Genomic DNA, 26,250 nt, shown 5'->3' with positions numbered 1-26,250 from the left:
CGGATTCAATGGCGCCGAAAGCCGCGGCGCCCGTTTTTCATCCGGGTGAATCTCGCTTGCTTCCGGGCGCCGACTTTTTTAGTATGCAGAATGCTCAACCCGGCCCTTTTCGGCGGTTCAAGCTCGGTCTAAATCCACGAGGACGGACATGCAACAGCGGTCAGCGGCTCCTCTTTACGTCGTGCTGGTGGGCGTCGCCATTGCATGCGTATTGATGGGCTTGTGCACACTCCAGCTGCTACAAAGCCGTGACGACGCGCTCGATCGCGCGCGGGAGACGTCGCGTAACCTCGGCTTGATGGCGGAGCGCGACATCAAGCGCAATTTCGAACTCTACGACCTGTCGTTGCAGGCCGTGATTCAAGGATTGCAGCGCCCGGACGTGATGGCGGCCGCCCCCTCGCTGCGCAACGGGGTGTTGTTCGATCATGCGATGACTGCCGAGTTTCTCGGCTCGATGCTGGTGCTGGATCGTGACGGCAACATCCAGCTGGACTCGGCCAACGATGTACCACGCAAAGGCAATTTTGCGGATCGCAAATACTTTACGATCCACCGCGACAATCCGAATATCGGGCTGTACGTCAGCGATCCGTTCGAGTCGCGATTGCGCGGCGGAATGCCCAGCATTGCGCTGACGCGCCGGATTTCCCAACCGGACGGCTCATTCGCCGGGGTTGCGTTGATTGCGATCAACCTTGAATACTTCCACAAGCTGTTCGCCGGCCTTGCGCTCGGGCCAAATGGCTCGATGTCGCTGATCGGCCAAGACGGCATCATGTTCATGCGACAGCCGTTCGACCCGCACATCGTCGGTCGCAACATCGGCAAGGCCAGCACTTTCCAACGATTCCTTACGGCACCGGAGGGTTCGTTCTCGGAAACCGCAACGATTGACGGGGTGCGCCGGCTCTACTATTTCAGGAATCTGCCGAATCTTCCGCTGATCCTCATGGTCGCGGAAGCCGAACAGGATATCTACGCCGCGTGGCGGCATCGTGCGATCACCATCGGGACGCTGGTGGCTGCGTTCGGCGTCGGGTTTGTTGCGCTGGCGGTCGTGCTCAGTGCGCAACTGCGTCGACGGATGCGCGCGGAATCGGAGCTTGTTCTGCTGGCGCGCACCGACGGGTTGACCGGTCTCAACAACCGGCGCACGTTCGGTGAAATCCTCGATCAAGAGTGGCGCCGGGCGTGCAGGTCACGTAGTGTTTTCTCGCTGCTGTTCCTCGATGTCGACCGATTCAAGGCGTACAACGACACTTACGGCCATCAGGCAGGCGACGACGCGCTTACCGCGGTCGCACGGTGCATTGGCGAGAATATCCGCCGCCCCGGCGACGTCGCCGCGCGATACGGTGGAGAGGAGTTTGTCGTGTTGTTGCCCGATACGCCGGCTGCAGGTGCGGAGCTGATCGCGGAAAAAATCCGCATGGCAATCAGCGACCTGGCCATCGAGCATGCATGCAGTGAATTTGGCCATGTGACTGCGAGCATCGGGCTGGCGAGCTGGACGTCGGAACAGGACGGCGACGCAGGTGGGGCGATCAAGGCCGCGGACGAAGCGCTCTATCGCGCGAAGGCGACCGGCCGGAACAAGATTGCCAAAGTTTAGCGTCCGGCTTGAATGCCGCGAATCTCATGGTGGGCAATGTTTGCCAGCGGTGGCTGATACGGGGCCGTAACGGCTGATGTCGAAGGGAGGGCGGCGTAGGTTTGCGCTGTGCCTTGTCCGGTCATGCGCGGCGTTCGACATTGCTGAATTGCTCCCGCATCGTTGGACACCCAGCGCCACTCAGCTGGCAAGACGGTGCTTGCAATCAGAAGAATCAGTATGCCGATTCTGGAAGAAACCTTGGCCGATCGCCCTATATCGCCGACCTCGATATCGTCTCGCGGGCGGCGATGCCTCGATTACCGTGCAGCAAACAGGAGAACTCGATGATCAAAGTCAGTGTCATGTACCCGTACGCCGCAGGCGCGCGATTCGATCATGCTTACTACCGTGAGCGGCATATGCCAATGGTGAAACAGCGGCTCGGTGCTGCTTGTCTGTACTACACGGTGGACAAGGGCATCGCAGGCGGCGCGCCGGGCACTGATCCTGTTTACGTTGCCAGGTGCGACTTCGTCTGCACGTCCGTCGAAGCTTTCCAGGCAGCCCGCGATCCGCACACGCAGGAGATCATGGCCGACATAGCCAAGTACACGGATATACAACCCGTGCTCCAGATCAGTGAGGTGGTGGTGGAGCGTTCGGAAGGCTGACCAAGGTTCGGATATGGCCAAGCACCGCATCCGCATTTGGCGTACCCCGGCGACAAGGCGGTGCTTGCGTAAGCGTCAACGACCGACGTAGTCGCAAGAGTTGCTTCGAGCGTTACGCCGATCGTGCGGTCAGGCACCCCTCGATCAAGGTGCCCTGCCTGCGCGCTACGTAAGGGCAAACGTAGGTCGTGGCGCAGGTTTGCGCGCAGAGCGGCACCCGATGGCGTGCAGGTACTGTTGCATCATTGGGGTGACGGTTGCCGGTGCTGCTGTGGCTTGCGTGCTCTTGTGACCGGGGAAGGTTGCGCTGACAACCATATGTGACGGCTGCCGATGCGCGTAATACCGAGCGCGACTGAAACCGGCGCGTCCAGCGCCATGCGCCCGGTATCGCCGCGCCAGCCGTTCATCCGCCGCCGCACGCGCTAGCGAAGCGCCACCGCCACGGCCTCGCCGATCTGCTGTGCAAAGCGCGCTTCGACATCGGGCACCGCGAAGCCGATCGACAGTTCCAGATACGCGTCACCCAGCACCAGTTGAACGAATGTCGCTGCCCGCAACACGGCAGTCGATTCGTCGAATCGCTTTCGCAGCACGTTGGCGGCGAAGGCGCGCACGACCTTGGCGCCGTTTTCGTAGAACACCAGGCCGAGTTCCGGAAGACGCTCGGCCTCGGCAACGATGGCCCGGTAAAGCCGCAGGTAATCCGGCGCAATCAAACTGCGTGCCAGCAGCCATCCCAACGCGTGCAGTTCGACTTCGGGGGCTCGATCGGACTGCTCGTCCAGGGCGCCGGCAAGCAGTCCGCCTACCTGCGCGCACATCGAACTCACCAGACCAACGAAGAGCGCTTCCTTCGATTTGAAGTGGCGATAAACGGTCTGTTTGCCGACGCCAGCGGCGGCGGCTACGTCGTCCATCGTTGCCAGACTGAATCCCTGGCTTAAAAAGACGGTTTTCGCGCCGTCGAGAATGGCAGACCGCTTGCGGCGTTGCAGCGGGCTCAGGTCAGAGAGAGAGGTGGCGTTCATACCCGATAAATAACAGACCATCGAACGGTTGACAAGACTGGGTAGTCTCGTTTACCTTGTGCGGAAACGAGACTTATCGGTCTCGTTTTGGGTGGATATCCCGCTTCGCAGGCCAATTGTTCAGGAGAACGCTTTGAAACTGTTCATTACGGGTGGTACCGGCTACATCGGGCAAGCGGTCGTACGCAAGGCAATCGGCCTCGGTCATCAAGTGACGGCGCTGGTGCGCCAGGACAAGTCGGCGGCGGCCATTGCGCTGGCCCGTCTCGGTGTGGAACTGCATTGCGGCGACCTGCGCGAGCCACGATCCTTCGCCGGGATTGCCGGGGCCGCCGATGGCGTCGTGCACACCGCGTCAACCCAGGATGCTTCCGCCGCTGTTGCCGACGAGGCCGCGGTTGTCGCGATGCTTGAGCATTTGCAGCCGGGCGCGGCGTTCGTCTACACGTCGGGCACCTGGGTCTATGGCAATACGGAGGAACGGCCCGCGACTGAGGCGTCGGCGCTGAACCCGACCCCGCTCGTCGCCTGGCGGCCAGCGGTGGAGCAACAGGTGCTGGCGCTGGCAGCGAGCCGCTCGGTTGCCGCGGTGATTCTCAGGCCCGCGATGGTGCACGGCTACGGTGGCGGCATCTTCGGCATGCTCGCCGGCATGGTCGCCCAGGCCGGCTGCGTGAGGACCGTCGGCGATGGTCGCAATCACTGGCCTGCCGTTCATGTCGATGATCTCGCCACGGCTTACCTGAGCGCGGTCGAGCAGGCGGCAAGCGGTGATGATCGCGTCGCGGGACGGATCTTCAACGTGGTCGCGGAAGATGCCGTCGCCGTTGCGGAAATGGGTGACGCGATTCGGGCCTCGGTCGGCGCCGATCGCGTCGAACTCTGGCCGCTGGACGATGCTCGCAACGCGCTCGGGCCGTTCGCCGACGCACTGGCTCTCGATCAGGCTGTCAGCGGTCAGGAGGCCCGGCGAGTTTTTGCGTGGCAACCTCATGGCCCCGGCCTGATTGCGGATCTCTCCGCACCAACGCACTTTCAGCAACGCAACGGAGCATGACGATGGCCTGGAACGGTGCATCTTTCGAATCGATTCTCGCGACGATCGTAGCGGTGCTGTTCGCGATCGCCGGGGTGGTCAATCTGGCAAGACTCGGCGCGACGAAGCGCGACTTTGCGCGCTGGGGTTATCCGGCATGGTTTCAGTGGCTTTGTGGCGCGCTCGAACTGTTCAGTGCGGCCCTTCTTCCTGGACAACAAACGAGAGTCTTGGGCCTGACGCTGGTCGGTGCGATCATGATCGGCGCGCTCTTCACGCTGATACGAAATCGGGAGCCGTTCGGGCATCTCGCTCCGGCGCTGATCTTCTCGGCACTCGTCGTGGCGACCGTGGCAGTTCGAGGTTGAGGCTTCCTTGCCATCACGCGTGTGAGCCCGGGGCCGTAAGTCTCGTGCCTGAATTGCGATTGGCGAGGAATTGTTGTCGACATCTCCGACCGCCCTTTGCGGGGCGATAACGGCCGACTCCCGAAAAGGGCAGCGCGACGGCTGCCTACCGAGACGAAGCAGCCATGACGGTTATATGCCCCCGTCTGCAAAACTCGCCGTCAGAAGCGCAATGCCTATGGATGGAAGGTTTCGCCCCGGTTCAGCATGTCGATGAATTCGCCGATTTTACGCACCCTTGTTTCCGGCTTTTTGGCATTCTGTATCCGAAACAGAATGGCGTAGCGGTTACGGCTGTTCAGTGTTGCAAAGAACTTCCTGGCTCCCGGATTGGCATCCAGCGCAGCCTGCAGGTCGTCCGGCACGGTCGAGTTGCTGGACGACGTATACGCAGCCTTCCAGCGGCCGTCCGTCCTGGCCTTCTCGATTTCCCCCATGCCGGACGGGCGCATCCTGCCCGCGGCGATCAGCGCTTCAGCCCTGTCTTTGTTGAGTTTGGACCAGATGCTTTTTGCAGTGCGTGGGGTGAAGCGTTGCAACCAGTATGTCTCGCTCTCGGCCTGCTTTTGACCGTCGATCCATCCAAAGCAGAGCGCGCTTTCCAGCGCTTGTTCGTAAGTGACGCTTCGCTGCCCGGTGCCTTTTTTCGCCAGACGCAGCCATGCGCCGGTCGACGTGCTGCCGTTCTCGCCTAACCAGCTTTCCCACTCGGACTGACTGGAAAACGTTAGAGCGCATTCGGTCATGTCGCTATCCTGAATGGGTGAACATGGGCGGGGAGAGTGTCCGCGGTCCGACAGTGGCGATGCGGACACCAGCGTTCGTGGTGCACTCAATACGCGAGCGCTTTACCGGAGGCATCCTTGATTTTCGTCTTCCACTGCGTGCGGATTTCAGTCACGACCGAATCGGGAAGTGTGATGTAGTCGAGGTCCGCGGCAGTCTGGCTGCCTGCGCGGAATGCCCAATCGAAGAACTTCAGCGTTTCAGCGCCTTGTGCCGGTTTCTCCTGCTTCGCGTGCAGCAGCACGAACGTCGCGCCGACGACCGGCCATGCGTCCTTGCCCGGCTGGTTCGTCAGGATCTGGTAGAACGACTTCGACCAGTTCGCGCCGGCAGCAGCGGCCTTGAACGTTTCCGTCTTCGGCTCGACCACGGTGCCCGTCGAGTTCTTCAGGGCCGTGTAGACCATGTTGTTCCGCTTCGCGTACGCCCATTCGACGTAGCCGATCGCGCCCGGCAGGCGTTGCACGAAGGCTGCGACGCCGTCGTTGCCCTTGCCGCCCGTGCCTGTCGGCCAGTTGACCGTCGTACCTTCGCCGACCTTCGATTTCCATTCGCCGTTGACCTTCGACAGGTAGTTCGTCCAGATGAAACTCGTGCCTGAGCCGTCAGCGCGGCGAACCACGGCGATGTCGGTATCCTGCAGTTTGACCTTCGGGTTCAGCGCGGCGATCGCGGGGTCGTTCCACTTCTTGATCTTGCCGAGGTAGATGTCGCCGAGCACCGGGCCCGACAGCGTCAGTTCACCGGCCTTCACGCCCGGCACGTTGACGACCGGCACCACGCCGCCGACCACCGTCGGGAACTGGAACAGGTCTTCCTTCGCGAGTTCGTCGTCCTTCAGCGGAGCGTCCGACCCGGCAAAATCGACCGTCTTCGCGACGATCTGCTTCAGGCCGCCCGACGAGCCGATGCCCTGGTAGTTGACCTTGCCGCCGCCCGACTTCCGGTAGGCATCCGCCCACTTCGTGTAAACCGGCGCCGCGAATGTGCTACCGGCCCCGGTGATGTCGGCAGCGTGAGCGGTGATGGCCACGACGGCCAGGGCGCAGGGAACCAGCATCCGGATGTTCATGAAACGCCTCCTGTCTGCTTTCGATTGCAATGAGCAACTGCTCGGATGCAGTTGCGGTCACGTCGAACTTCTTCAGAATGACATCCGCCGCAAGTCTGGTCGCGATGTCCCCACCCGGTCGGGGTCGCCGGCAACGAACGGCAGGCCAGGATCGACCTGGACGATCGGATGGGTCATACCAATGACGGAATCCGTCAGGACGGACAATAGGTAATCTCGCATCGAATGGTGATGGGAGTATTGCATCCGGATGCGAAAACTCAAGGAGAGCGTCGGCGTACGATGCGCCGGTCATGGCTCGCGCCGCTTGAGGCAATGATGGCCAGTGCTGGATCGCCGGCGCGTCGGGTGGATGGCTTCAACAGCGAAGATGCTGCCTGACGACCAACCGTACGGTTAGCTTGACAAGCTGACTGGATCGGCAGCATGATTAACCAATCGGCTAATTAACCAATTGGAAAAGTAATTGGAAGCGGACCACCTCAGCGTCACATTTGCCGCGCTTGCCGATCCGACTCGGCGCGCGATCCTCGCGCGGCTGGCGCAAGGCGAGGCCACGGTCGGTGATCTCTCCGGTCCTTTTGACATGAGTGCGCCGGCCATCAGCAAGCACCTGCGTGTTCTCGCAAAGGCGGGCCTCATCACGCAAGGGCGCGACCGGCAGTTTCGTCCGTGTCGAATCGCGCCCGAGCCGCTCAAGGAGGCTGCCGACTGGGTGCTGCAGTACCGCGCTCTGTGGGAGCAGCGTCTCGACCAGCTCGACAGCTACCTGCAGCAATTGCAACAGAAGCCTGACAAGGACGCCGGCGAAAAGGCCGAGCCGAAAACCGCGTCCAAAGATTCCTCAACCCGAACCAGGAAGACTCGTCACCATGACTGACAAACTGTCCGCTCCCTTTGTCATCGAGCGCCGCTTTGCTGCACCGCGCGAACTCGTCTATGCCGCGCTGACGGAGGCTGAGCATTTGAGCAAGTGGATGAGCCCGCCTGGCATGGAAATATCCCATTGCACGGTGGACGCGCGTGTCGGCGGCGTCTTTCACTACGCGATGAAGCCGCAGGGCGCGCCCGACGCGCAGGCGATGTGGGGCAAATGGACGTTTCGCGAGTTGACGCCGCCGGAACGTATTGTGGTCGTCGTGCAGTTCAGTGATGCGGACGGCGGCGTGACGCGGCATCCGATGGCGGAGCAATGGCCGCTCTATACGCTGTCGACAACCACGCTTGCGGAAATCGAGGGTGGCACGTCGATGCGCCTGGAGTGGCGCGCGCTGGACGCCAGCGAAGCCGAGGAAGCCATCTTCGACGCGTCGCACGCCAGCATGTCTCAAGGTTGGGGCGGCACGATGGACGCACTCGACACATATCTCGCGCAACAGCAAGCGGGGCACTGAGTCGGGGGATGCGAAACGAGGCACGTGCCGGACACACGCCGGCACGTGCCGGGCCGGTCCACCGGAAATCGACGCGCACGCGTCACGGCGCTCGGGTATGCTGCGTCACAGTTTGTCAGCCTGGCGAACACATCAAATACGACGATGCAAGCGCGGTCGATACCGCGCTTGCATCGCGCCGTTCGCCGCACGACGCCACCTCCATTTCCGGAAAAAAGGACTCCCCATGGCAGAACTGGACAACGCACTTTACGAGCAGATCGGCGCGCTGAGCGAGGCGGGCGACGCGTTGGCGGAAGACGAGGACTACGAAGGCGCGCTCGCGAAATACTGGGAGGCGTTCGACCTGCTTCCCGAACCCAGGACCAACTGGGAAGCCGGCACCTGGCTCATGGCCGCGATCGGCGACGCGAATTTCTTTCAGGAAGACTACGCGGCCGGCAGCGACAATCTCGGCCACGCAATGCATTTCCCCAACGCGATCGGCAACCCGTTCCTGCACCTGCGGCTCGGTCAGTGCCAGTTCGAACTCGGCGATCTCGACCGCGCGGCGGACGAACTGATGCGCGCCTACATGGGCGGCGGGCCGGAGCTTTTCGAGGACGAGGACGACAAGTACCTGCGATTCCTGGCCACGCGGGCGGACGGGATCCAGGCGCCCTGACGCGCAGGCGTTTTCTCCGCACGACGCGAGTCCCCGCCCATGAACCTGACCTTCGCCCCAACGACGCAATCCGACGCCGAAACCCTGGTCGCGATCCGCATCGCCGCGATGCGTGACAGCCTCGAACGCATCGGTCGTTTCGATCCGCAGCGTGCGCGCGACCGGTTTCTCGCGTCGTTCGACCCGGCGTTATGCCGTTTCATCGAAGCCGATGGCGCCCGCGCGGGCTTTTACGTGATCCGGCCGAACGACGATCATTGGCTGCTCGACCACCTCTATATCGTGCCCGCGCATCAGGGAAAGGGGATCGGCGCGGCCGTGCTGCGCGAGATCTTCGCGCGGGCCGATGCGCAACGCATGATCGTCCGCGTCGGCGCGTTGCGCGGCAGCGCGTCGAACCGCTTCTACGAACGGCACGGCTTCGTGCGGAGCGACGAAGCGGAATGGGACATCTACTACGTGCGCGAGCCGGGTTCGGCAACCGTGTAGCGCCCGCCGGATGTACGCCGGTTAAAATCGTACGCACGTATTAGCGTTTTCACCAATATGGAAAACGCGAGGCCGGCCGATGTTGCAGAGAGGATGTGAATAATTGATCCGAGGCCAATTGTGACGACATCTGCAACAAACGGCGTGAATGCCATGTCATCCGAAATTCCCGACGCGACAGCGGCATCCGGCGATGCGGACCGCGCACCGTCGATCCTGCTGGTCGACGACGAGCCGAATGTGCTGTCGGCGCTCAGGCGCGTATTGCGGCCCACCGGCTACGAGATCCTGACCGCCGACAGCGGCGAGGCCGCGCTCGGGATCCTGGCGTCGACGGAGATCGACCTGATCGTGTCCGACATGCGGATGCCGCACCTGAGCGGCGCGGAATTCCTGGCGCGCGCACGGGCGCTGTACCCGGACACGATGCGCATCCTGCTGACCGGTTATGCGGAGATCGCGTCGGTCGTGCAGGCGGTCAACGAAGGCGGCGTGTATCGCTATCTGAACAAGCCGTGGGACGATCACGACCTGCTGCTGACCATCGAGCAGGCGCTGGAGCAGCGCCGTTTGCGCCGCGAAGCGGCCCGGCTGGCCGCGCTGACGGAAGCGCAGAACGAAGCGCTGCGCCTGTTCAACACGGAACTCGAAACGCAGGTGCGTGCGCGCACCGACGAGCTCGGCCAGACCGTGATGTTCCTGGAGGCCGCGCAACGCGACCTGAAGCGCAGTTTTACGGCGATGGTGCAGGTCTGCGCGAGCATGATCGAGCTTCGATGCGGAGCGGCCAGCGGCCATGCGATGCGGGTTGGCGAGATCGCGCGCCGGCTCGCGCTGGCGGCGGAAATGAGCGAGCTGCATGCGCAGGACGTCTATTTCGCGGGGCTGCTGCACGGCATCGGCAAGCTGTCGCTGCCGGACGAATTGCTGCACAAGCCGCTCACGCGGATGACGACGGACGAGCACCGGCTGTTCCACGAACATCCGCTGCGTGCGCAGATGGTGCTGACGCCTGTCGCGCAATTGCACAAGGTCGCGTCGATCGTGCTGCATCAGTACGAGCGTTTCAACGGGCGCGGCACGCCGGACGGCCTGATCGGCGACGCGATCCCGCTTGGCTCGCGGATCGTTGCGATCGCACGCGATTTCGAAGGGCTGCGACACGGCGAGATCGGTGCGCCGCATTCGATCGAACAGGCGATCGACGTGCTGCGCTCGCAGGCCGGCGTGCGTTACGACCCGCAGCTCGTCGGGCGCTTCACCGAGCTGATGCGGGATCCCGCGAGTCTCGGCATCGCGGCGTCCGTCGCCGAGATCCGGTCGGCGCAACTGCGCGAAGGGATGCGGCTCGCCGACGATCTGCGCACGCATCGCGGCGTGCTGCTGATGACGAAGGGCAGCGTGATGTCGGCGCACCAGATCGAACTCGTGCGGCGCTTCGAGACGCGGGAAGGGACCGCCTTCGACATCCTCGTGCTGGCCGGCCCGGCGGCGTCGGCGCCGGTGCAGGCGCCCGACGCGGGCGCACCGCCGGCCTGACGGTCGCGGTGCGCGATCGACCGTGCACCGCGACGCTGCCTTCCTCCTGCTTCGGGCGCCCGATCATGCATGGCACCTACAACGTCCCGCTCGTTCTGCTGTCGCTCGCGATCGCGACGCTGGCGTCCTATACGACGCTCGACCTAGCGGCGTTCATTTCGCTGCTCGACAACCCGAAGCTGAAGCGGGCGTGGCTGGGCGGCGGCGCGGCGGCAATGGGCACCGGAATCTGGTCGATGCATTTCGTCGGGATGCTCGCGTTCTCGCTGCCGATCCCGCTCGGCTATGCGTGGCAGGGCACAGGCATATCGCTGGCAATCGCCGTGCTGGTGTCGTATTTCGCGCTGAACGTCGTTACGCGCGCGCGGCTGGGCTGGCGGCGGCTGTGCGCGGGCGGCGTGCTGATGGGCGGCGGCATTGCCGGCATGCATTACACGGGCATGGCCGCGATGCACATGCAGCCGGGCATTCGTTACGATGCCGCGCTGTTTGCCGCATCGATCGGCATCGCGGTGATCGCATCGACGGCCGCGCTGTGGATTGCGCAGGCATTGCGCGTGCAGCAGGCACGCCATGCGGCCGCGCAACGCGTCGGTGCGGCCGTCATCATGGGCATGGCCATTACCGGCATGCACTATACGGCGATGGCGGCCGCGCATTTCGCGCCGGATGCACGGTGCGGCGCCGCGCAAGGCGTCGACACACCGTGGCTCGCGACGACTGTCGCGCTGTTCACGATGGCGACGCTGGTCGTCACGCTGATGCTGTGCCGTTTCGATGCGCGCACCACCTTCCTGCGCGGCATGACCGACACGCTCGAACGGCTCGTGCGCTTGCGCACCGACGAACTCGAACGCGCACTGCGCCGCTACGAGCAGACGACGCAGATGCTGCAACGCACGCGCGAGAACATGGCGGCCGAGATCGATGAACGCAAGGCCGCGCACGCGCAACTCGAACAGGAAAAGGACGAACAGCGGCGCCTGCTGCATGTGCTCGAGGAAACGCACGAGCAGTTGCTGCAGTCGGAAAAGCTCGCGTCGATCGGCCAGCTCGCGGCCGGCGTCGCGCACGAGATCAACAATCCGATCGGCTTCGTCAGCGCGAACCTCAATACGTTGAAGACGTGGGTGCGCAGCCTGCTCGACGTGGTCGCCGCACATGAAGCCGCACTGCCGCGGCACGACCCGGCCGCGCGCGATGCGTTGACCGCGGTGCGCCGCGCGGCGGATCTCGACTACGTCCGCGACGAGATCGTGACGCTGATCGACGAATCGATCGACGGTGCGCTGCGCGTGCGGCGCATCGTGCAGGACCTGCGCGATTTCTCGCGTCCGGCCAGCGACGAATGGCGCGTCGTCGATCTGCATGCCGGCCTCGAGAGCACGCTCAACGTCGTCCACAACGAACTCAAGTACAAGGCCGACGTCGTGCGCGACTACGGCGATGTCCCGCATGTCGAATGCCTGCCGTCGCAACTGAACCAGGTATTCATGAACCTGCTGGTCAACGCGGCGCAGGCAATTCCCGAACATGGCGTGATCACGATTCGCACGTCGAGCGACGGCGACCAGGTGTCGATCGCGATCAGCGATACCGGCACGGGCATGGCGCCCGATATCGTGCGGCGGATCTTCGATCCGTTCTTCACGACGAAGCCGGTCGGGCAGGGCACGGGGCTCGGGCTGTCGGTATCGCACGGCATCGTCGAGCGCCATCGCGGCGCGATCGACGTGACCAGCGAGCCCGGGCGCGGCACGACCTTCCGCGTGCGGCTGCCGGTCCGGCGCGCAGGCGACCACGCGAACGCGGCCGCGCTCACGCAACGCGCATGACGACGCGGCTATCGCCGATCCAGCAGCGTATCGCTCAACACGCGGAACGCCGCGCCGGGCAGTTCGTTCAGGTGTTCGACCACGCTGCTGACCGGATAGAACGACTCGACCGAATCGTCGAGAATCCCGACGCCGATCAGCTCGACGCGTTGTTCGCGCAACGCATCGACGCGTGCGCGCAGGTCGGTGCGCAGGATCGCCGGGTTGCCGTCGCCGGTGGCCGGATAGCCGTCCGACAGCACCATCAGGATCCGCCGGCGCGCACGTTTCGACAGCAATCGTTCGGCTGCCCAGCTCAACGCCTCGCCGTCGGGATTCTCGTGGCCGCATTCGATGCACGCGAGGCCGCTCGGATTGTCGGAATCGAACCGCTTGTAGACGCGCAGATCGAGCCGCTCGACGAACCGGTTGTAGCCGAACGTGCTGCGGCCGTCGTCGATCCAGCGCTGGTAATGCGCACGCATCGCGGCATCCTCGACCGAGCTGTAGCCGAGCACTTCGCAGGCGAAGCCGAGCTGCATCAGCGCGTCGCACAGCGCAGTTGCGCAGAGTCCGGCGAGTTCGATTTTCTTGCCGTCCATCGAGCCGCTGCAGTCGATCAGCAGGCTGACGGCCGCGTCGCGTCCCGGTGCTGCGCGTTCGGTGCGGAACGGCGTGCGATAGCCGGGGGTGGTCGCCAGACGGGCGAGTGACGTCCGGTCGAGCGCGCCGCGTTCTTGTTCGCGCTTCCAGCGCGTCTGCTCGTCCACTTTCAACGCGCGTTCGAGCCGGAGCTTGAGCGGTTCGGTCTGCGCGCGGGCCGCCGCGCGCAGACGATGCCAGCCGGCCGGTTCACCCTTGCCGGTGAAGTCCGTCACGGTGTCGAACGCGGTCGTCAGCGGGACGGAGAGCAGCGGCCGGTTGTCCGCGGACAGGCGGATCGTGCCGGGCGCGGTATCGCCCGGCGTGGGCGATTCGGTGGACGACGCGGTGTCCGCGATCGCACCGGTGCCGGATTCGGCCGCCACCGGCGCACGCGCGTCGTCCGACGTGCCCTGTCCGTCCGATTCGAATTCGGCGGCGATGGTCGTGCTGTCGATCGTGCTGCCCGGATCGGCCGTGAACATCATGTTGTTCGCCCCGGCCGATGCCAGCGCGCGCACCCGTTCGACGATCCGCTGCGCGGCGCGGATGCTGTCGGCCGTCGACGCCGACACGCGCGCTTCGTCGACGAGATCGTCGGACGCGGCCAGTGTGGCGTCGAGCGACGGAACGTGTTCGGTGGACGAAGGCGGTTCGCCCCACAGCGCGCGCTCGATGCGCCACATCAGCCTGTCGCGCCACGCCATGCGCGGCCAGCGGCGCAGCGTGTCGGCGGCCGACACCGCCCGCATCCGGCCCAGGAATGCGTTCGCGCCGGGATAGATCGCGACGAGACAACCGGCGACGCGGCGGTCGTCGATCGCTTGCGCAATGGCCCGTACGGCAGGCGACACCAGCGCGGCGACGTCGTCGAGCGCGCCAAAGCGCACCCGTGCCGCATGGAGATCGACAAGGCCGGTGATCGCATCGTCGTCGATCTCGCCGGCGAGCAGCGTGTCGGGCAACAGCAGTAGGTCGCGCCGCACGACCGGCCCGTGGCGCGCGAACCGCACCTCGATGCCGTGCCGTTGCGTAAGCGTCCGGGCCAGCCGCGTCAGATGCTGCGACCTCGCGTCGTCGTCCCGGTCCATCGCATCAGGCCCCGACGTCGATGTAGTGGCGGATGATGCTGCGGATCAGGTCGGCGTCTTCCGTGCTGACCTTCGCGTAGATGGTCGGGCCGGCGGCCGATTCGGGGTCGCCGGTGCGCAGCATCAGCTCGGCCCAGTCGAGCAGGCGGCGCGTCGAGAACGCGCTGGCCAGATCCTCGCGGACGAACGCGGCGCGGCAGTCGGCGGCGATCGACGCGAGCGTGCCGGCCATCGCCGCCGACATGGCCGCGCCGAAGGTCCGCTGCAGCACATGCGCCTCGTCGGCCGGCGGCAGGTAGTCGAGGTGGTACACGCGCCAGCGATCGAGGAACGCCTCGTTCATCACGTTGGCGCCCTGGTACAGGTGGCGGAACTGGCCCATCGCGCCCACTGCGTTGGCGGTCGCGAACAGCCGGAACGACGGATGCGGGACGACGATCTCGTTGCCTTTCTCCTTCAGCAGCAGGCGGCCGCCAGGTTCGAGCACGGCGGTCAGCACCGCGAGGATCGCCGGTTCCGCGAAGTCGATTTCGTCGACGATCAGCCACAGCCCTTCGCGCATCGCGGTCGGCAGCACGCCATCGACCCAGATCGTCTCGCCGCCCTTGACGGTCCAGAAGCCGACGAAGTCGCCGACCGTCGTCTGCCCGTTCATGTTCGAGCGCAGCACGCCGTGGCCGGCTTGCGCGGCGGCCTGTTCGATGAGGCTCGTCTTGCCGGTGCCGGTATGGCCGATCAGCAGGATGCGGCGGTTCTCGAGGATGTCTTCGAGCACGTTCGTCGTGCGTGCGGTGAACAGGTAGGCCGGGTTCGGCGGCGGCACGAGCGGCCCGCCCGGGCCGCGCGGCATCGGCACGCCGCCCACCCGCACCTGATCGGCTACTTCGCTCGCTGCCGCCGGTCGCAACGCCTGCGCTCGGCGCAGGTCATGCATGAACCCGGCGCGATGAGCAGGAGCCGCGCGGTCGCCGGTTTCGCGCTGGACGAAGCCTTCCTGAATCCACTTGTGCAGCTTTGCGTCGAGATTGTCCGCATCGACGACCGTGTCGACCGACGTGCTGCCGTCGGGCCGGTGATGCTGGATCCGGTACATGTGCGCACGTTCGGAACGGCTGACGACCCATTGTCCGGCGGACGGGTCGGCCAGTTGCCGATAGACGCCGAGTACCGACGGGGCGGAGGAGGAGGGGGCAGCGGGTGCGATCATGGTGGCAGACGAGATTGGGCGGCCGGCGCTTCATGTCTTCGATGCATCGCGTCGATTGTATAGTTTTGCTGCGTCGGGCGACATGGGCGGGGGCAGCGTCCTGCCGCGATGCAGTGTGGCGCAGGCGGCTGACGCCACGGGTCGTGCGCCGCAGCATGACTGCTCGGTACCTCGCCATGCCTTGATCAACCGGGCGGAATTTCAGTAACGTAGCAGGCTTGATCGCCTGGCTTCCATCGCACGTCCCCGTGCGGCCCGGCATTGCCATCAATCGTGCGCCGGTCGTTGAAGCCGGCGAAGGAGTGTGGAACGTGACGGTGACAGGAGTCGACGAACGGGTGATACGCCGCGCCAGCGCGCTTGATGTGCCGGCGGTGCTGGGGATCTTCGACGAGGTGATCGACTGGTTCGTCGCCATTGGCAACGAGGGGCAATGGGGCCGCGAGCCCTGGTCGACGTCGCCGAAGCGGATTGCGCTCGTGACCGAAGCCTGTGCGCTGCCCGAGGCGTGGGTGGCGGAAGGGGCGGACGGCCGCATTCTGGGCGCGTTGATCCTGGGCGAGTCCATGCCCTACGTGCCTGCCGCCACCGAGCCGGAAATCTACGTGAGAGTGCTGGTGGCGGGGCGTGATGCCCAGGCGCGCGGTGTCGGCCGGCGCCTGATGGCCTTCGCGGACGAGCGCGCCCGGGCTGCCGGGGTGGCGCGCCTGCGCGTGGACTGCTACGGCGGCGGGACGGGGGCGCTGGTGCGTTTTTACGAGTCCTGCGGGTATGAGCGTATTTCAACCTTCGACGTGGAGGGTTGGCCGGGGCAATTGCTCGGGCGTCGTTTGTGACGGCGCTTGTCCCGGCTACCAGGGTGACGCAGGATCAAGAAGAAGCCCTCGGGAATCGACCAGCGTTCGTTGCCGCGCGGGACGTAGCCGGTGCGCGCGATACGGTTCCGTTGTGACCATGCTGAATCCATCGTTCTCGACAGGTAGGTCGCTATGACGATTGCCAGACGCCTGCTTTGGATATGCGTTGCGCTCGTGATCCCCGGCGTTCGCGCCGAGCAACTCAGGTCGGACCTTCACGAGTCCGTGTCGACAATCGACGTGACCGTGAAGGATTTTTACGGGGCGGAGCGAACGGGCAAGGTTGCGATCACGCAATTCTTTCCGGATGGCGATGGGCCATTTCCGATCCTGATTCTCAATCATGGTCGCAGCGCATCGGATCGCGGTACGCCGCCGCGGTTTCGCTTCACCCGGCAAGTCGCCTATTTCGTGAAACGGGGCTTCGCCGTATTCGAGCCGACGCGCATCGGCTACGGTCAGTTCGGCACGCAATTCGATCCGGAATACAGCGGCAAATGTCGTCAGAAGGACTATGTGCCGATGATCGAGGCGGCGCGCACGGAAGAGCTTGCCGTACTTGACTACTCGAGGCGGCAGCCCCACGTGGACCCGCATCGCATCGTCATTGTCGGGCAATCGGTCGGCGGCTTCGTCACGACGGCCATGGCGGCCGACAATCCGGACGGCGTGGTCGGGGCGATCAACTTCGCTGGCGGTTCCGGCGGCGATCCGGTCGAGCACCCCGGCGTCCCCTGTCAGGGCGAACGGCTGGAAGCCATGTATTCGCGATTCGGAAAAACGGCGCGCGTCCCGATGCTGTGGATTTATACCGAAAATGACCAGTACTTCGCACCGACGTACAGCAGCGCCTGGCACGATGCATTTGTTCGTGCCGGGGGCTATGCCGACTATCGGCTGCTTCCGCCGTTCGAGAAAAATGGGCATTTGCTGTTTGCGCGCGGTATCGACGTCTGGGAGCCCGTTGTATCGGAGTTTCTCGAGCGTCAGGGATTTCCGGTTCGATGACGACTATGATCGATGCGGAGGTTTGGTTCGGTATGGGGCGACTTTTGATGGTCTGATTGGGGTAGAGCCGGGAGCAAGTATCGGCCGTTAAGCGACATTCGTCCGCGGATACGCAATGACATTCGGGGGCGGTTCCGCTTCGCAAGCTGTCACTCGAATACCGCGAGCCAGCGCCCTCTCATCCTCCCTGCCAAAGTTTATGTGATACCGTCCGGAAGGCCGCTTCAGATCGAGCTTCAGCCATTCTTACACTTGCGTGAACACGAGCGCCCGCTCTCGCTGCGAACGGATGTGCGTTCTCAACTGGTGCAGAACTTGGCTCAGCCACGCGGGACAACCATCACGGTCGCAGCGGAAAAGGCAAGGTTTACTGCTGCTAGGTCGACCATCTGCGAGCCACATGGCTGGAGCCATGGATCCTATAAATACTACGCCAATAGGAGCGCGGCCTAGCGACCAAGTTTGGTCATAAAGAAATGGCTCAGCCAACGAGTCTTTCAATGACGGTTAGTCTTTTGATTTCCGCCGAATCTAAACCAACCCCTAGCCGCTTGGATGACAATGCCGCCGGGCTGCCAATTGTTGATAGACTGTCGGCTTGGGTTCGCGCAGAGTGCTAGAGTTGCACACCCTTTGTATCGAAGTCCCAAAGCCGAAAACCCTCTGTATCGAATATTAAAAATGAGACCGACAAAACCCGGAAGCGAAACCCGTCGTCTAATTGAACAACTGGCTGACACGATTCGAATTGATGATCTCGCCGAGCGGCTGGGAATTCCGGTAAAGCGAGTAGGTGATCGTTCATATGCGCAATGCATATTTCATAACGACACGAATCCATCTATGGCGCTGTATTCGGGTACACCGCGAGACAAGGCGCACTACCACTGCTTTGTCTGCAACGCTCATGGCGATATCTTCGAACTAGTCAAGCAGTCGAAAGGATTGGACTTTGTGGAGGCGGTGCGTTGGCTGGCGTCGTCCTATGGATTAGCGTCGCCAGCACTAGCTAGGGGTGCATTACCAAAGAAGTCGCAGACAACAATAGGTCGAGCAACCGTTGAACTGGCGCCCGAAAATTCCGGTGTTCTCGAGCGTGTAATCGGAGTATACAGGCAGAAAGATACGAAGGTACTTGAAGAGTGGTTAAAGGCTCGCGCTCTGCCCAACGAAGTCGCCGTAACGGCGGAGTTGGGATTTGCTGCCCCGGCGACGCTTGTGAATTATGTTGAAAGCGGTCGCTCGGATTTTGGTGCATTTAGGGAGCTACTTGGTCAATTGCAAAGTGCAGGTCTAATACGACCTGAAAGAAAGAATTCAGATGCTGCTACCGCAGAGACTTATTTAAATCTCGGAGGGCAATATAGAGATTTCTTTAACGATGGCCGGGTGATTTTCCCAATAAGAGACGCTTCAGGGAGAATGTTAGGTTTTGCGGGGAGAAGTCTGAATGAGTCGCCAGCGCCGAAGTATCTCTATTCACCGAACCTACCTAAATCGCAGGTGCTGTACCGAGCAAATTTCGCGCTTGCCAAAATCAAAGCCGACTTAGCCGATGGCGTCAAACCGGTCGTGTACGTTTGCGAAGGGCTGGTTGATGCTTTGAGGCTCGAGAGCATTGGCTTGTCCGCCGTCGCAGTTCTCGGCGCGCGTATGTCAGACGCTCAAGCTCGAATTTTAATCGACTTCGCTGGTACGTTGCCCGACATGGCTCCCTTGCAGGTCCGATTCTTCCTGGACCAAGACGGGGCGGGGTTGAAAGGGGCTGCAGCATCCATACAAACTGTTCTCAAATTTGATAAAGACGTGCGCCTCGAGCTAGGGTTCGTTTGGCCACTGGACAGTCAATCGACCCATGCGCAATCGCTTTCAATTAAAGATCCGGACGATTTACTCAGAATGTTCGATGCGCCAGAGCCAGCAATTGCGTATCTTGACCGTTCCACTCATCCGGTCGCGGTAGCACTTCTGGCTGAGCGGCTCAGGGTTCCCCCGATAGACATCCTGGAAGATAACCGCTGGGAGACTATTCCCCTTGGAGCGAAGTATCGCCTAGCGGTACTGTTTGAGAGCTTGGCAGGTGGCCTTGTCGATCGCGTCCTGACAACGGGAGCGGCACATTCTGATTCATATGGAAAGTGGCATCAAGATGTCTGGCGATTTATTCAGAATCCGGCTCCTGCACGTGTTGAACTACCGATTCAGTCCGCGGAAGAAATCGCACTGAAACTGAATATCGCGCGTGAGCTCGCTCAGGCGGGTGCAAACAAAGGCGAGGTGCTTTCAGATATTGCGGCATGGAGGCGCGTATCACTTGCCGCCACCGCGTTTAACGAAGGTCTCATAACGCGCCTCCAGCAGGTTCAGTTTCAACCAATCGAGCCTTTCGACGCCGTTTTCGTGTCGAGAGGATTTGGTAAGAATGAAGAGCGCCTTAAGGCAATGCCATGTATTGAGGATTTGATCGTACAGCAGTATTTAATGAACGAAATCCTCACGGAGCGTCTAGATGACGGTTCCGATTCAAAATTTAGCAATCATATTCCGGCAGTTCGTTACTATCGCTCAATTGATCACGTGCGGACAACGGGCGAATCAGGAAGAACTGAACATAGCGAGACGTTGAGTTTTGCGTACCAAGTCGACATGGATGCGCTAGAAGGCCGCTCTCCTCCTAGCGAGGGCGGAATGTTTCGTCCATATTTTGAGTGCTGGCGTGGTTTCATCTCTTCGCTGCTGAAGCAGGGGCGAGCGATGAACCATGTTCATATGGTCCGTCTAGATTTGAAGAGGTACTACGATCGTATAACGCGTATCGTCGCTAAAGACATTTTAAGTAGCAGCATTGAATCGGCGTACAAAAGCCTGGGAGATAGTCAAGGGGCTTTCGCACCGCTCCTCAGTCCTAAGGCACTACAAACCGAGCGCCAACACGCCGCTATCGATTTTCTTCTGGATCAAAGCTTCGGATTTCACTACTACCATCCGAATACGGGGCACCCGATAGCGTCTGATTGGGAGAAAGGCATACCACAGGGGCCAGTGCTGTCTGCGTGGATCGGGAATATTATTCTCTTCAAGCTTGACGCCGTAATGCGTGCAAAGCTACAAGAGCTAAATGCCGATCAAGTAGTTCGGGCCGGCTACGCGAGATATGTCGATGACGTAGTAATTTTGGCCGAAAATCAAGGAATACTCGACGTTCTGAGAGCAGCCGCGGAGGATGTCACTCGCACTCTGCAACTAGAATTGGTCTCGAAAGAAAATTTCGCGCCAATGTCATCTGCGGAATTTTCACAGAATTTAACCGCGGGCCGTGCGCTACCGGCCTATGGTCCGCGAGAAGAGGCGCTGCTTCTTGAATCTGGTGATGGCGACGCCGGCTGGGGTATGTGGCTGACGGAAGGTCCGCGCCGGCAAACGTCGTTGGAGCTTCTTCGGGATTCTCGACTGTACGCGATGCCGGCCGACACGGTTCTAGATCAAGTTTACACGGCACTGAGGGCTGATGATTTACGACCGGCGGAACTCGGGAAAGCTTCGCGCTGGTTGTGGTATCAAGCTGCGCTTTCCTTCAAGGACGCACAATATAATGCGAAAGATGTCATCGCGCGCTACTGGAAATTTTGGGGCGCCGTAACTTCCGACGCACCTTTCACACTAGATGTACGAATCCCTTGGGATGATCCGGCATTTCATGCGATCGAGGGCTTGGAAAATCTGTTTGAAAGGGCAAACCGTGTCGAATTTGGTTTGACGCCAGAAGAATCAATTGAACGGACAAGATGTATTGCCGGACTGGCGTGCGTAGCGCGCTCTCTGGAATTCGTACGCGTGTTTGAACAAACCGATCGCGAAGATGCGCCCTCAGGATGGGGACATGGGACAGCGCGCTTGCGTCGAATGTTTTTCCAGCGCGTCATCTGCATGCGTTGGAAGGCCGCGTGTTTGACCGATGATGCCCCCATGGCTGATTCTCGCGACGAAACAGTCCAGATTTTGCTCCGTCATCTTGGTGACCCGCTTCGTGCTTCGCTGCGGCGATCACTTATTACCGATGCGGAAACTTGGAGGACTGGTACAACGGGGGTCGCAGTAACCTCTAGCGGTCAATTGGAGCTCAATGTGTTGAGCGACGGCTTTCAATGGATCCATCGTGCAATCGCGGCGCTAGCATCGGAAACTGATTTTTCAGATGTGGATCCGCTATCAGGGTTTGAAAGCGACCTCGAAAGGATGGAGCGATGGCTGAGGGACGACAAAGCAGCGCATTTTTCGGTAGAGCATGATAGGTTTCTGCCGTTGCTACGTGGTCTATTGCCGAATGACGATGATCCATTCAGCACGCAGCAAAAGCACGACGGAGAGACTACGTTTCTTTCTCTCCAGACGCTTGCTGCTATTGCGCCAAGGCAGCATCTGGCAAAGTTGCTATCAAGACGAGGGCATTTACTACAGGGAGGCGGAGAAAAGCTCCCTCTTCCACCTTTGCCGGGCGTGCCTGCGAGAGGGCTACTGCTCATTTCGCATGCTGAGAGAGATGGTAATTGGGTAAAAATCTCGACCCTATGGTGGGTTACGCCCCAACGAGAAGATGAGGAAGTGTTGCTTCCGAGCTTCCGCCTTGCGTCCGCGAGCGGAACAGTTGAAGAAATCGCGCTCGATTGGCAGCAAGTCCAAGGGGTGGATGGCCTTCAAATGTTTAGCGCCCCATGGACTGGAGGCAACTCGCCTGCTTACGCGCTGTTGCAACCTCCCGCGTTGTCAATAACTACCCGTAGTTTGGCGTGGATCGCGGATGCTTACGAGTCGATCGCAAAGCTAAATAATATTGTCGAGCAGGATATGCGGATCGACGGTGCCGAATTTGCGCCGGCTTGGCCATATTTGGTCGTCAACGTGCGTCCCGAGAGTCCCGACGAAGCTTCACTGGAGCTAACACTACTCTCGCCACGGTACCCGCGATCGTCGCTTGATGGCCTAGCATTCGTGCGCAGCGGCGCACGGGGCTTGCAGACGTACGATGTGCCCGAACTATATGGTCGGCATTGGCGAGCTGGAGTTCTTCTGTCCGATTTATTTGGGTTTCGAAGTGATCTCGATCAGTACGCTTCATTGAATCCGCTTGCTCTTGGTCGTCACGACGCTGCTGACAGCCTCGAACCAGCCGCGCATCTTCTTCGTAACGTACTTCGTAAGTTGCGGGGAGCATACGTAAACGGACGCGTACTCCAGTCCCCGCCAGGACGAGATTACATTCCGGCATCCGTTGCCCGATCACTTGACCTGTTGCGAAAATTCCCAGTTGACGGGGAATACCACAGCGCGATGGCCTACGTGCTTTCTAGCGAAGCCGAGACGGCGGGAATGCGCTCACGCCTCGCGACTGATGTACCGCTCGACTATCCTGGCATCACGGGAGCTTTTTTCGAGCAAGTTGCCATGCGCGTCGTCAGCCGGATACAACTGGGCTGGCTGAGTCAACCCTCTGAGCCGGATACTGTAAACACACTGTCGACGGATCGCACACTTCCGCGGACATACTGGACTTTAGCCAATAGGTTGTCGTCGTTACGTTTGGCCACTGAGCGTATCGAAGAGCAAGATCGAAGCTTCACAGTACTGGTCTCAGGATTGCGGCTTGCCGCTATATCCGCGTGGTTACGTGAGTTGACGTTTTCAGTGGAGGCCCTTCCAGGAAAGGAAGAGTGGCCGCTACCCCTCGATGGTGAAGTCGCCGAAATCTGGCAAATTGAAGAGAGAGGTTTTCTTTTTGATCGGCCTGATGGATCCGTTAGCGCTCTTACAGAGTTCTTCCAAAAAAAAATTGCCGAAGGAACTTCGGAGCGGGCATTCTCAGGAATTAGCCCGCTCGGTTGGCTGGTTTTATTGGCGGGAAGAATTGGCCTGATAAACGGATTAATAAGAAGACCGTTGATAGGCGAATGGAGCACTAGTCAAGTTGATCGCACAAAAGCCTTGGCAAAAAGCCTTGCGGCGATTGGGTCTTCGACTGTTGAAGATGGAGACGGTGTCCATCCCGACTGGCCGTTTGAATGTGACCGCGCAGCTGTGCTTACACAATGGGCGACACCTTCGTTTGCCTCGAGCGCACTCATAGTCGGCGAGTTCGAGGCGAATATCGGCCTCAACCATACTTCTCGGATAGTCGGGCCGTGGAGACTTGATCCTACGGATCGTAGCTTCACTGATTCATTCGGAGGTAAGTGGAGCGTCGCACCTTGGCAGATTCTCTTAGGCGGAGGATCAAAGCCAGAGCGGGTTACGATAGGCAGGCGAATTCTCAGCGTCTGGGATGAAACACGAGACGCTGAAGGAAACCTTTTACTCGTCGCCGCGCGCGATGCGCGGCTTGGCAGATTGGTAAACGAAGAGACTTTCGCTCATCACGACTCACAGGGTGATGTTTCGTCGAACATGCTAGATAACGTTTCCGAAACGGCTGGCCGTAGCGTATTCGAGACTGGTATTCATACGACCGACAAGACGTCTGAAATAGGTAACCAATCTGGCGAAACGCAAGAATCGCATTCGTCGATCAATGAGCTACGCGAGACCAATGATGCGTTGTGGAGATCCAAGGAAACCTCCACTCCTTCCGGTTCATCGTCATTGGGGGAGCGGGCAAATTGGCGAGCACTGCAGCAGAACACTTGGCAGTTGAGGCAGGCGAAGTCTCTTGGACACGTACGCATCGCCCTGATGCAGTGGGAACTCCATGAGACTTATCATCATCCTGCAATTGATGCGGACAAATGGGACAAGAAATGGCCGCCAAGAAGAGAACCTGTCGCGGGAATATCTAATCCCCTTTTACCGTTTGAAGCGAGTGAAATTGAATACCGTCGCCGACAGTTCCTCACTGAAGCCCTGGCCGCGTGCGAAAGCTTCAAGGTGGATCTTCTGGTACTCCCGGAGTACTCAGTCAGACCTGATACGGTCGGTTGGCTGAAAAATCAGCTGCAGCTAAGGACAGGGGCCCCCTCAATATTGGCCGGCACGTACAAGTTGCACGGCAAATCGACAGATTTGAACTTCGAAAAAGTATATCGGGAGATTCTCGGTTTACCAGAATATCAGAAGACGTTTGAGTCGTCGTCTGTCGTTACGAAGGGAAGCAGCGGAGATTACATTTCTGGTGAACATAGTGCAGTGCTAACCATGCTATCGCCCTTGGAGTTGAAAAGTGGTGAGCGAATCGTCTGTACCTTCTCGCGGAGGAAGAAGTATCCATCTCTCGCCGCTTCTGAAGTCTTTAACCCTCCGCTGGAACCATTGGCCCCACTCTTTTCCAGTTCAGGGCTGTTGCACGAGCTGGAGCGTCGTTCGAAAGGCGGGCTTCGTTCTGTCACCTCAGAGGTGGTGTCGGCCGCCGAAATACTCCATTACGTCGAAAAACTGAGACATTTGGAATGTTTCGCAGAGTTTGTATGCTCAGAGCTATTTTTACCAATGAGCCTTGCCAACCATCAAACACTCGCTGTAGAGCTGCACAAATTAGCTCGTCGATTCGGGTCAAGAATTGACGAAGAGCTCGCGATGAAGCAAGTACAAGCCGACATAGAGGGCGTTGCGAAATTTCTGGGTATCTCTGATAAAACAGGGGCGATGAAGAGACGTTCAATTCTTCTTGTGCCAGCGATGACAACTAGATCGGCTGACTATTGGATCTTCGGCCAAGCCGCCTTGCTCGCCGGCGGGGCGACGACCGTCTTTTGCAATGCCGTCGATAGCCATTCGGTCGGAGGAAGTTGCTTCATCGGGCGAAATAGTTGGAATGGGGGTGAGTACAACGTCCACAGCGACACAAACATAACTCCTTATGCTGGGTGGTCAAAGGGTATTTATTACAATGGCCGATCCGACGCTCTTGGCAATAGTGAGCAGGCAATGGTTATCGCCGACGTTGATCCGCTATTTATGCATGAAGGCAAACCGAGACCACAGGCACTAGCTAATCCACTTCAGTTAGTTGCTTACTTGCCTATTGTAGAAGTTGATAGAAATGAGTCACTGAAATTCAGGTCCAATTTGCACGATAGACTAGCTTATTTGGTCCCCTCGCAAATCATGAGTCGCATCGTTGAACCCACAGCTCCGGGTATCAGGGAATTAAAGGAATGCATTTCGACACAACTCGCAGCTAGGAACAAATGCACGGATCCGAAAAAAAGCTTAGCGAGACCTTTCAACGAACGATTTAACCATTGGGAGAAATATTGGAATACGAACGTCTTCGTTGGAATGCCGCCAGCGCTTGTGGACTGGCTATGGGTGGAGAGTTCTCCAGCCACTCAAGCATCATCGGGAGTCGAAATCTTTGTTCCAGGGCTCTCAAATGACGATCCGTCGTCGATGCCAACAGATCGCTCAAGATAACGCGCAACCTTTCTGGGACTCGGGGGAGCCCAGCCCAGAAGTCAGGCTTTCAAAAGGCATTCGGTTCATTTGTCGCGATCGTTCCCGCTGTCCGCGGACGGACAGCGGGAACGATCAGTGTTTCCGGAAACCTTCTTTGTGGCCTTGAACGTCGCCGCTGCGAGATAAAACGACAACAGCCGTCTACGACGCCATCCGGTTCGCCGTCCGGGTAGTGACAGATTCCGGTTTTTCCGGTGCCACAAGAAACGGCTTGGTCTTGCCAATTTAGTTTCCACCCGCCGCGCCTTCAGACAGATATGCGCGCGTTGTGGTTTCGTGCCATAACCTATAAGTATGCAGGCATACAATACGCATTCGTTAGCGAGAATAGCCGCAGCTCAATCAGGCCTCCATTGAACGGCCAGTCAGAATTTGATAGCCGTCGTTTCTTCGTCCCCATTCCGAATTCCTCACAGACCAGCGAACGGTCAGCGACGATGCCCTTCCAGAGTGACTGTTTTACTTCAGAGCGGGCCGATCGGTTTGCGAAGGGCTGACCGGGC

18 protein-coding genes are annotated in these 26,250 nt (G+C 60.4%); 13 read left to right on the top strand and 5 right to left on the bottom strand.

What is annotated here, in order from left to right; translation table 11 throughout:
* The first annotated feature begins 148 nt into the window (after positions 1-148).
* Together KEC55_RS33650 and KEC55_RS33645 are read left to right on the top strand one after the other, a co-directional pair.
* The gene (locus KEC55_RS33650; protein ID WP_282511766.1) at positions 149-1,615 is read left to right on the top strand and encodes a sensor domain-containing diguanylate cyclase; all 1,467 of its coding nucleotides are present in this window, start codon (positions 149-151) and stop codon (positions 1,613-1,615) included.
* A 326-nt stretch (positions 1,616-1,941) separates the two neighbouring features.
* Entirely contained in the window at positions 1,942-2,268 is a 327-nt protein-coding gene (locus tag KEC55_RS33645) for an EthD family reductase (RefSeq protein WP_282511764.1), read from the top strand.
* 425 nt (positions 2,269-2,693) lie between these two features.
* On the opposite strand, the gene KEC55_RS33640 is transcribed toward KEC55_RS33645, so the two are convergent.
* Positions 2,694-3,299: a TetR/AcrR family transcriptional regulator gene (locus KEC55_RS33640; RefSeq protein WP_282511762.1), complete on the bottom strand. Its 606-nt coding sequence runs from the start codon at positions 3,297-3,299 to the stop codon at positions 2,694-2,696.
* Between the two features lie 133 nt (positions 3,300-3,432).
* Between KEC55_RS33640 and KEC55_RS33635 the strand changes: the two genes are divergently transcribed.
* Together KEC55_RS33635 and KEC55_RS33630 are read left to right on the top strand one after the other, a co-directional pair.
* The gene (locus KEC55_RS33635; protein WP_282511760.1) at positions 3,433-4,356 is read left to right on the top strand and encodes an NAD-dependent epimerase/dehydratase family protein; all 924 of its coding nucleotides are present in this window, start codon (positions 3,433-3,435) and stop codon (positions 4,354-4,356) included.
* Positions 4,353-4,703 (top strand): DoxX family protein, encoded by a 351-nt coding sequence (locus KEC55_RS33630; RefSeq protein ID WP_282511758.1) that lies wholly within the window; start codon positions 4,353-4,355, stop codon positions 4,701-4,703. Before KEC55_RS33635 ends, KEC55_RS33630 begins: the two co-directional genes overlap by 4 nt.
* A 215-nt stretch (positions 4,704-4,918) precedes the next feature.
* Here KEC55_RS33630 and KEC55_RS33625 read toward each other — a convergent pair whose 3' ends face one another.
* Together KEC55_RS33625 and pstS are read right to left on the bottom strand one after the other, a co-directional pair.
* Entirely contained in the window at positions 4,919-5,488 is a 570-nt protein-coding gene (locus KEC55_RS33625) for a YdeI/OmpD-associated family protein (protein ID WP_282511756.1), read from the bottom strand.
* An 86-nt stretch (positions 5,489-5,574) separates the two neighbouring features.
* Entirely contained in the window at positions 5,575-6,600 is a 1,026-nt protein-coding gene (gene pstS, locus KEC55_RS33620; protein WP_282511754.1) for a phosphate ABC transporter substrate-binding protein PstS, read from the bottom strand.
* 466 nt (positions 6,601-7,066) lie between these two features.
* Here pstS and KEC55_RS33615 point away from each other — a divergent pair, with 466 nt between their 5' ends.
* The 6 genes from KEC55_RS33615 to KEC55_RS33590 all read left to right on the top strand — a co-directional run bounded on the left by KEC55_RS33615 (position 7,067) and on the right by KEC55_RS33590 (position 12,521).
* Positions 7,067-7,480, top strand: a complete 414-nt coding sequence (locus tag KEC55_RS33615; protein WP_282511752.1) for an ArsR/SmtB family transcription factor — start codon at positions 7,067-7,069, stop codon at positions 7,478-7,480.
* The gene (locus tag KEC55_RS33610; RefSeq protein WP_282511750.1) at positions 7,473-7,994 is read left to right on the top strand and encodes an SRPBCC family protein; all 522 of its coding nucleotides are present in this window, start codon (positions 7,473-7,475) and stop codon (positions 7,992-7,994) included. Before KEC55_RS33615 ends, KEC55_RS33610 begins: the two co-directional genes overlap by 8 nt.
* Before the next feature lie 226 nt (positions 7,995-8,220).
* Complete coding sequence (locus KEC55_RS33605) at positions 8,221-8,658, top strand: tetratricopeptide repeat protein (RefSeq protein ID WP_282511748.1); 438 nt, start codon at positions 8,221-8,223, stop codon at positions 8,656-8,658.
* Between the two features lie 39 nt (positions 8,659-8,697).
* On the top strand, positions 8,698-9,147 hold the full coding sequence (locus KEC55_RS33600; RefSeq protein ID WP_282511746.1) for a GNAT family N-acetyltransferase: 450 nt from the start codon (positions 8,698-8,700) through the stop codon (positions 9,145-9,147).
* 120 nt (positions 9,148-9,267) lie between these two features.
* On the top strand, positions 9,268-10,686 hold the full coding sequence (locus KEC55_RS33595) for an HD domain-containing phosphohydrolase (protein ID WP_282511744.1): 1,419 nt from the start codon (positions 9,268-9,270) through the stop codon (positions 10,684-10,686).
* A gap of 65 nt (positions 10,687-10,751) precedes the next feature.
* Positions 10,752-12,521: a histidine kinase gene (locus tag KEC55_RS33590; RefSeq protein WP_282511742.1), complete on the top strand. Its 1,770-nt coding sequence runs from the start codon at positions 10,752-10,754 to the stop codon at positions 12,519-12,521.
* 8 nt (positions 12,522-12,529) lie between these two features.
* On the opposite strand, the gene KEC55_RS33585 is transcribed toward KEC55_RS33590, so the two are convergent.
* The gene (locus KEC55_RS33585; RefSeq protein ID WP_282511740.1) at positions 12,530-14,233 is read right to left on the bottom strand and encodes a cobaltochelatase CobT-related protein; all 1,704 of its coding nucleotides are present in this window, start codon (positions 14,231-14,233) and stop codon (positions 12,530-12,532) included.
* A gap of 4 nt (positions 14,234-14,237) precedes the next feature.
* Complete coding sequence (locus tag KEC55_RS33580; protein WP_282511738.1) at positions 14,238-15,440, bottom strand: AAA family ATPase; 1,203 nt, start codon at positions 15,438-15,440, stop codon at positions 14,238-14,240.
* 218 nt (positions 15,441-15,658) lie between these two features.
* Here KEC55_RS33580 and KEC55_RS33575 point away from each other — a divergent pair, with 218 nt between their 5' ends.
* From KEC55_RS33575 to KEC55_RS33565, 3 genes are all read left to right on the top strand, one after another.
* On the top strand, positions 15,659-16,276 hold the full coding sequence (locus KEC55_RS33575) for a GNAT family N-acetyltransferase (RefSeq protein ID WP_282511736.1): 618 nt from the start codon (positions 15,659-15,661) through the stop codon (positions 16,274-16,276).
* Between the two features lie 153 nt (positions 16,277-16,429).
* Positions 16,430-17,305: an alpha/beta hydrolase family protein gene (locus tag KEC55_RS33570; RefSeq protein ID WP_282511734.1), complete on the top strand. Its 876-nt coding sequence runs from the start codon at positions 16,430-16,432 to the stop codon at positions 17,303-17,305.
* 681 nt (positions 17,306-17,986) lie between these two features.
* A complete protein-coding gene (locus tag KEC55_RS33565; RefSeq protein WP_282511732.1) occupies positions 17,987-25,705 on the top strand; it encodes a CHC2 zinc finger domain-containing protein in 7,719 nt (2,572 codons plus the stop codon).
* Positions 25,706-26,250: the final 545 nt, after the last annotated feature.

Source organism: Burkholderia cepacia, assembly GCF_029962485.1.
GTDB lineage: Bacteria > Pseudomonadota > Gammaproteobacteria > Burkholderiales > Burkholderiaceae > Burkholderia.
This window is presented reverse-complemented; position numbering and strand designations above follow the sequence as displayed.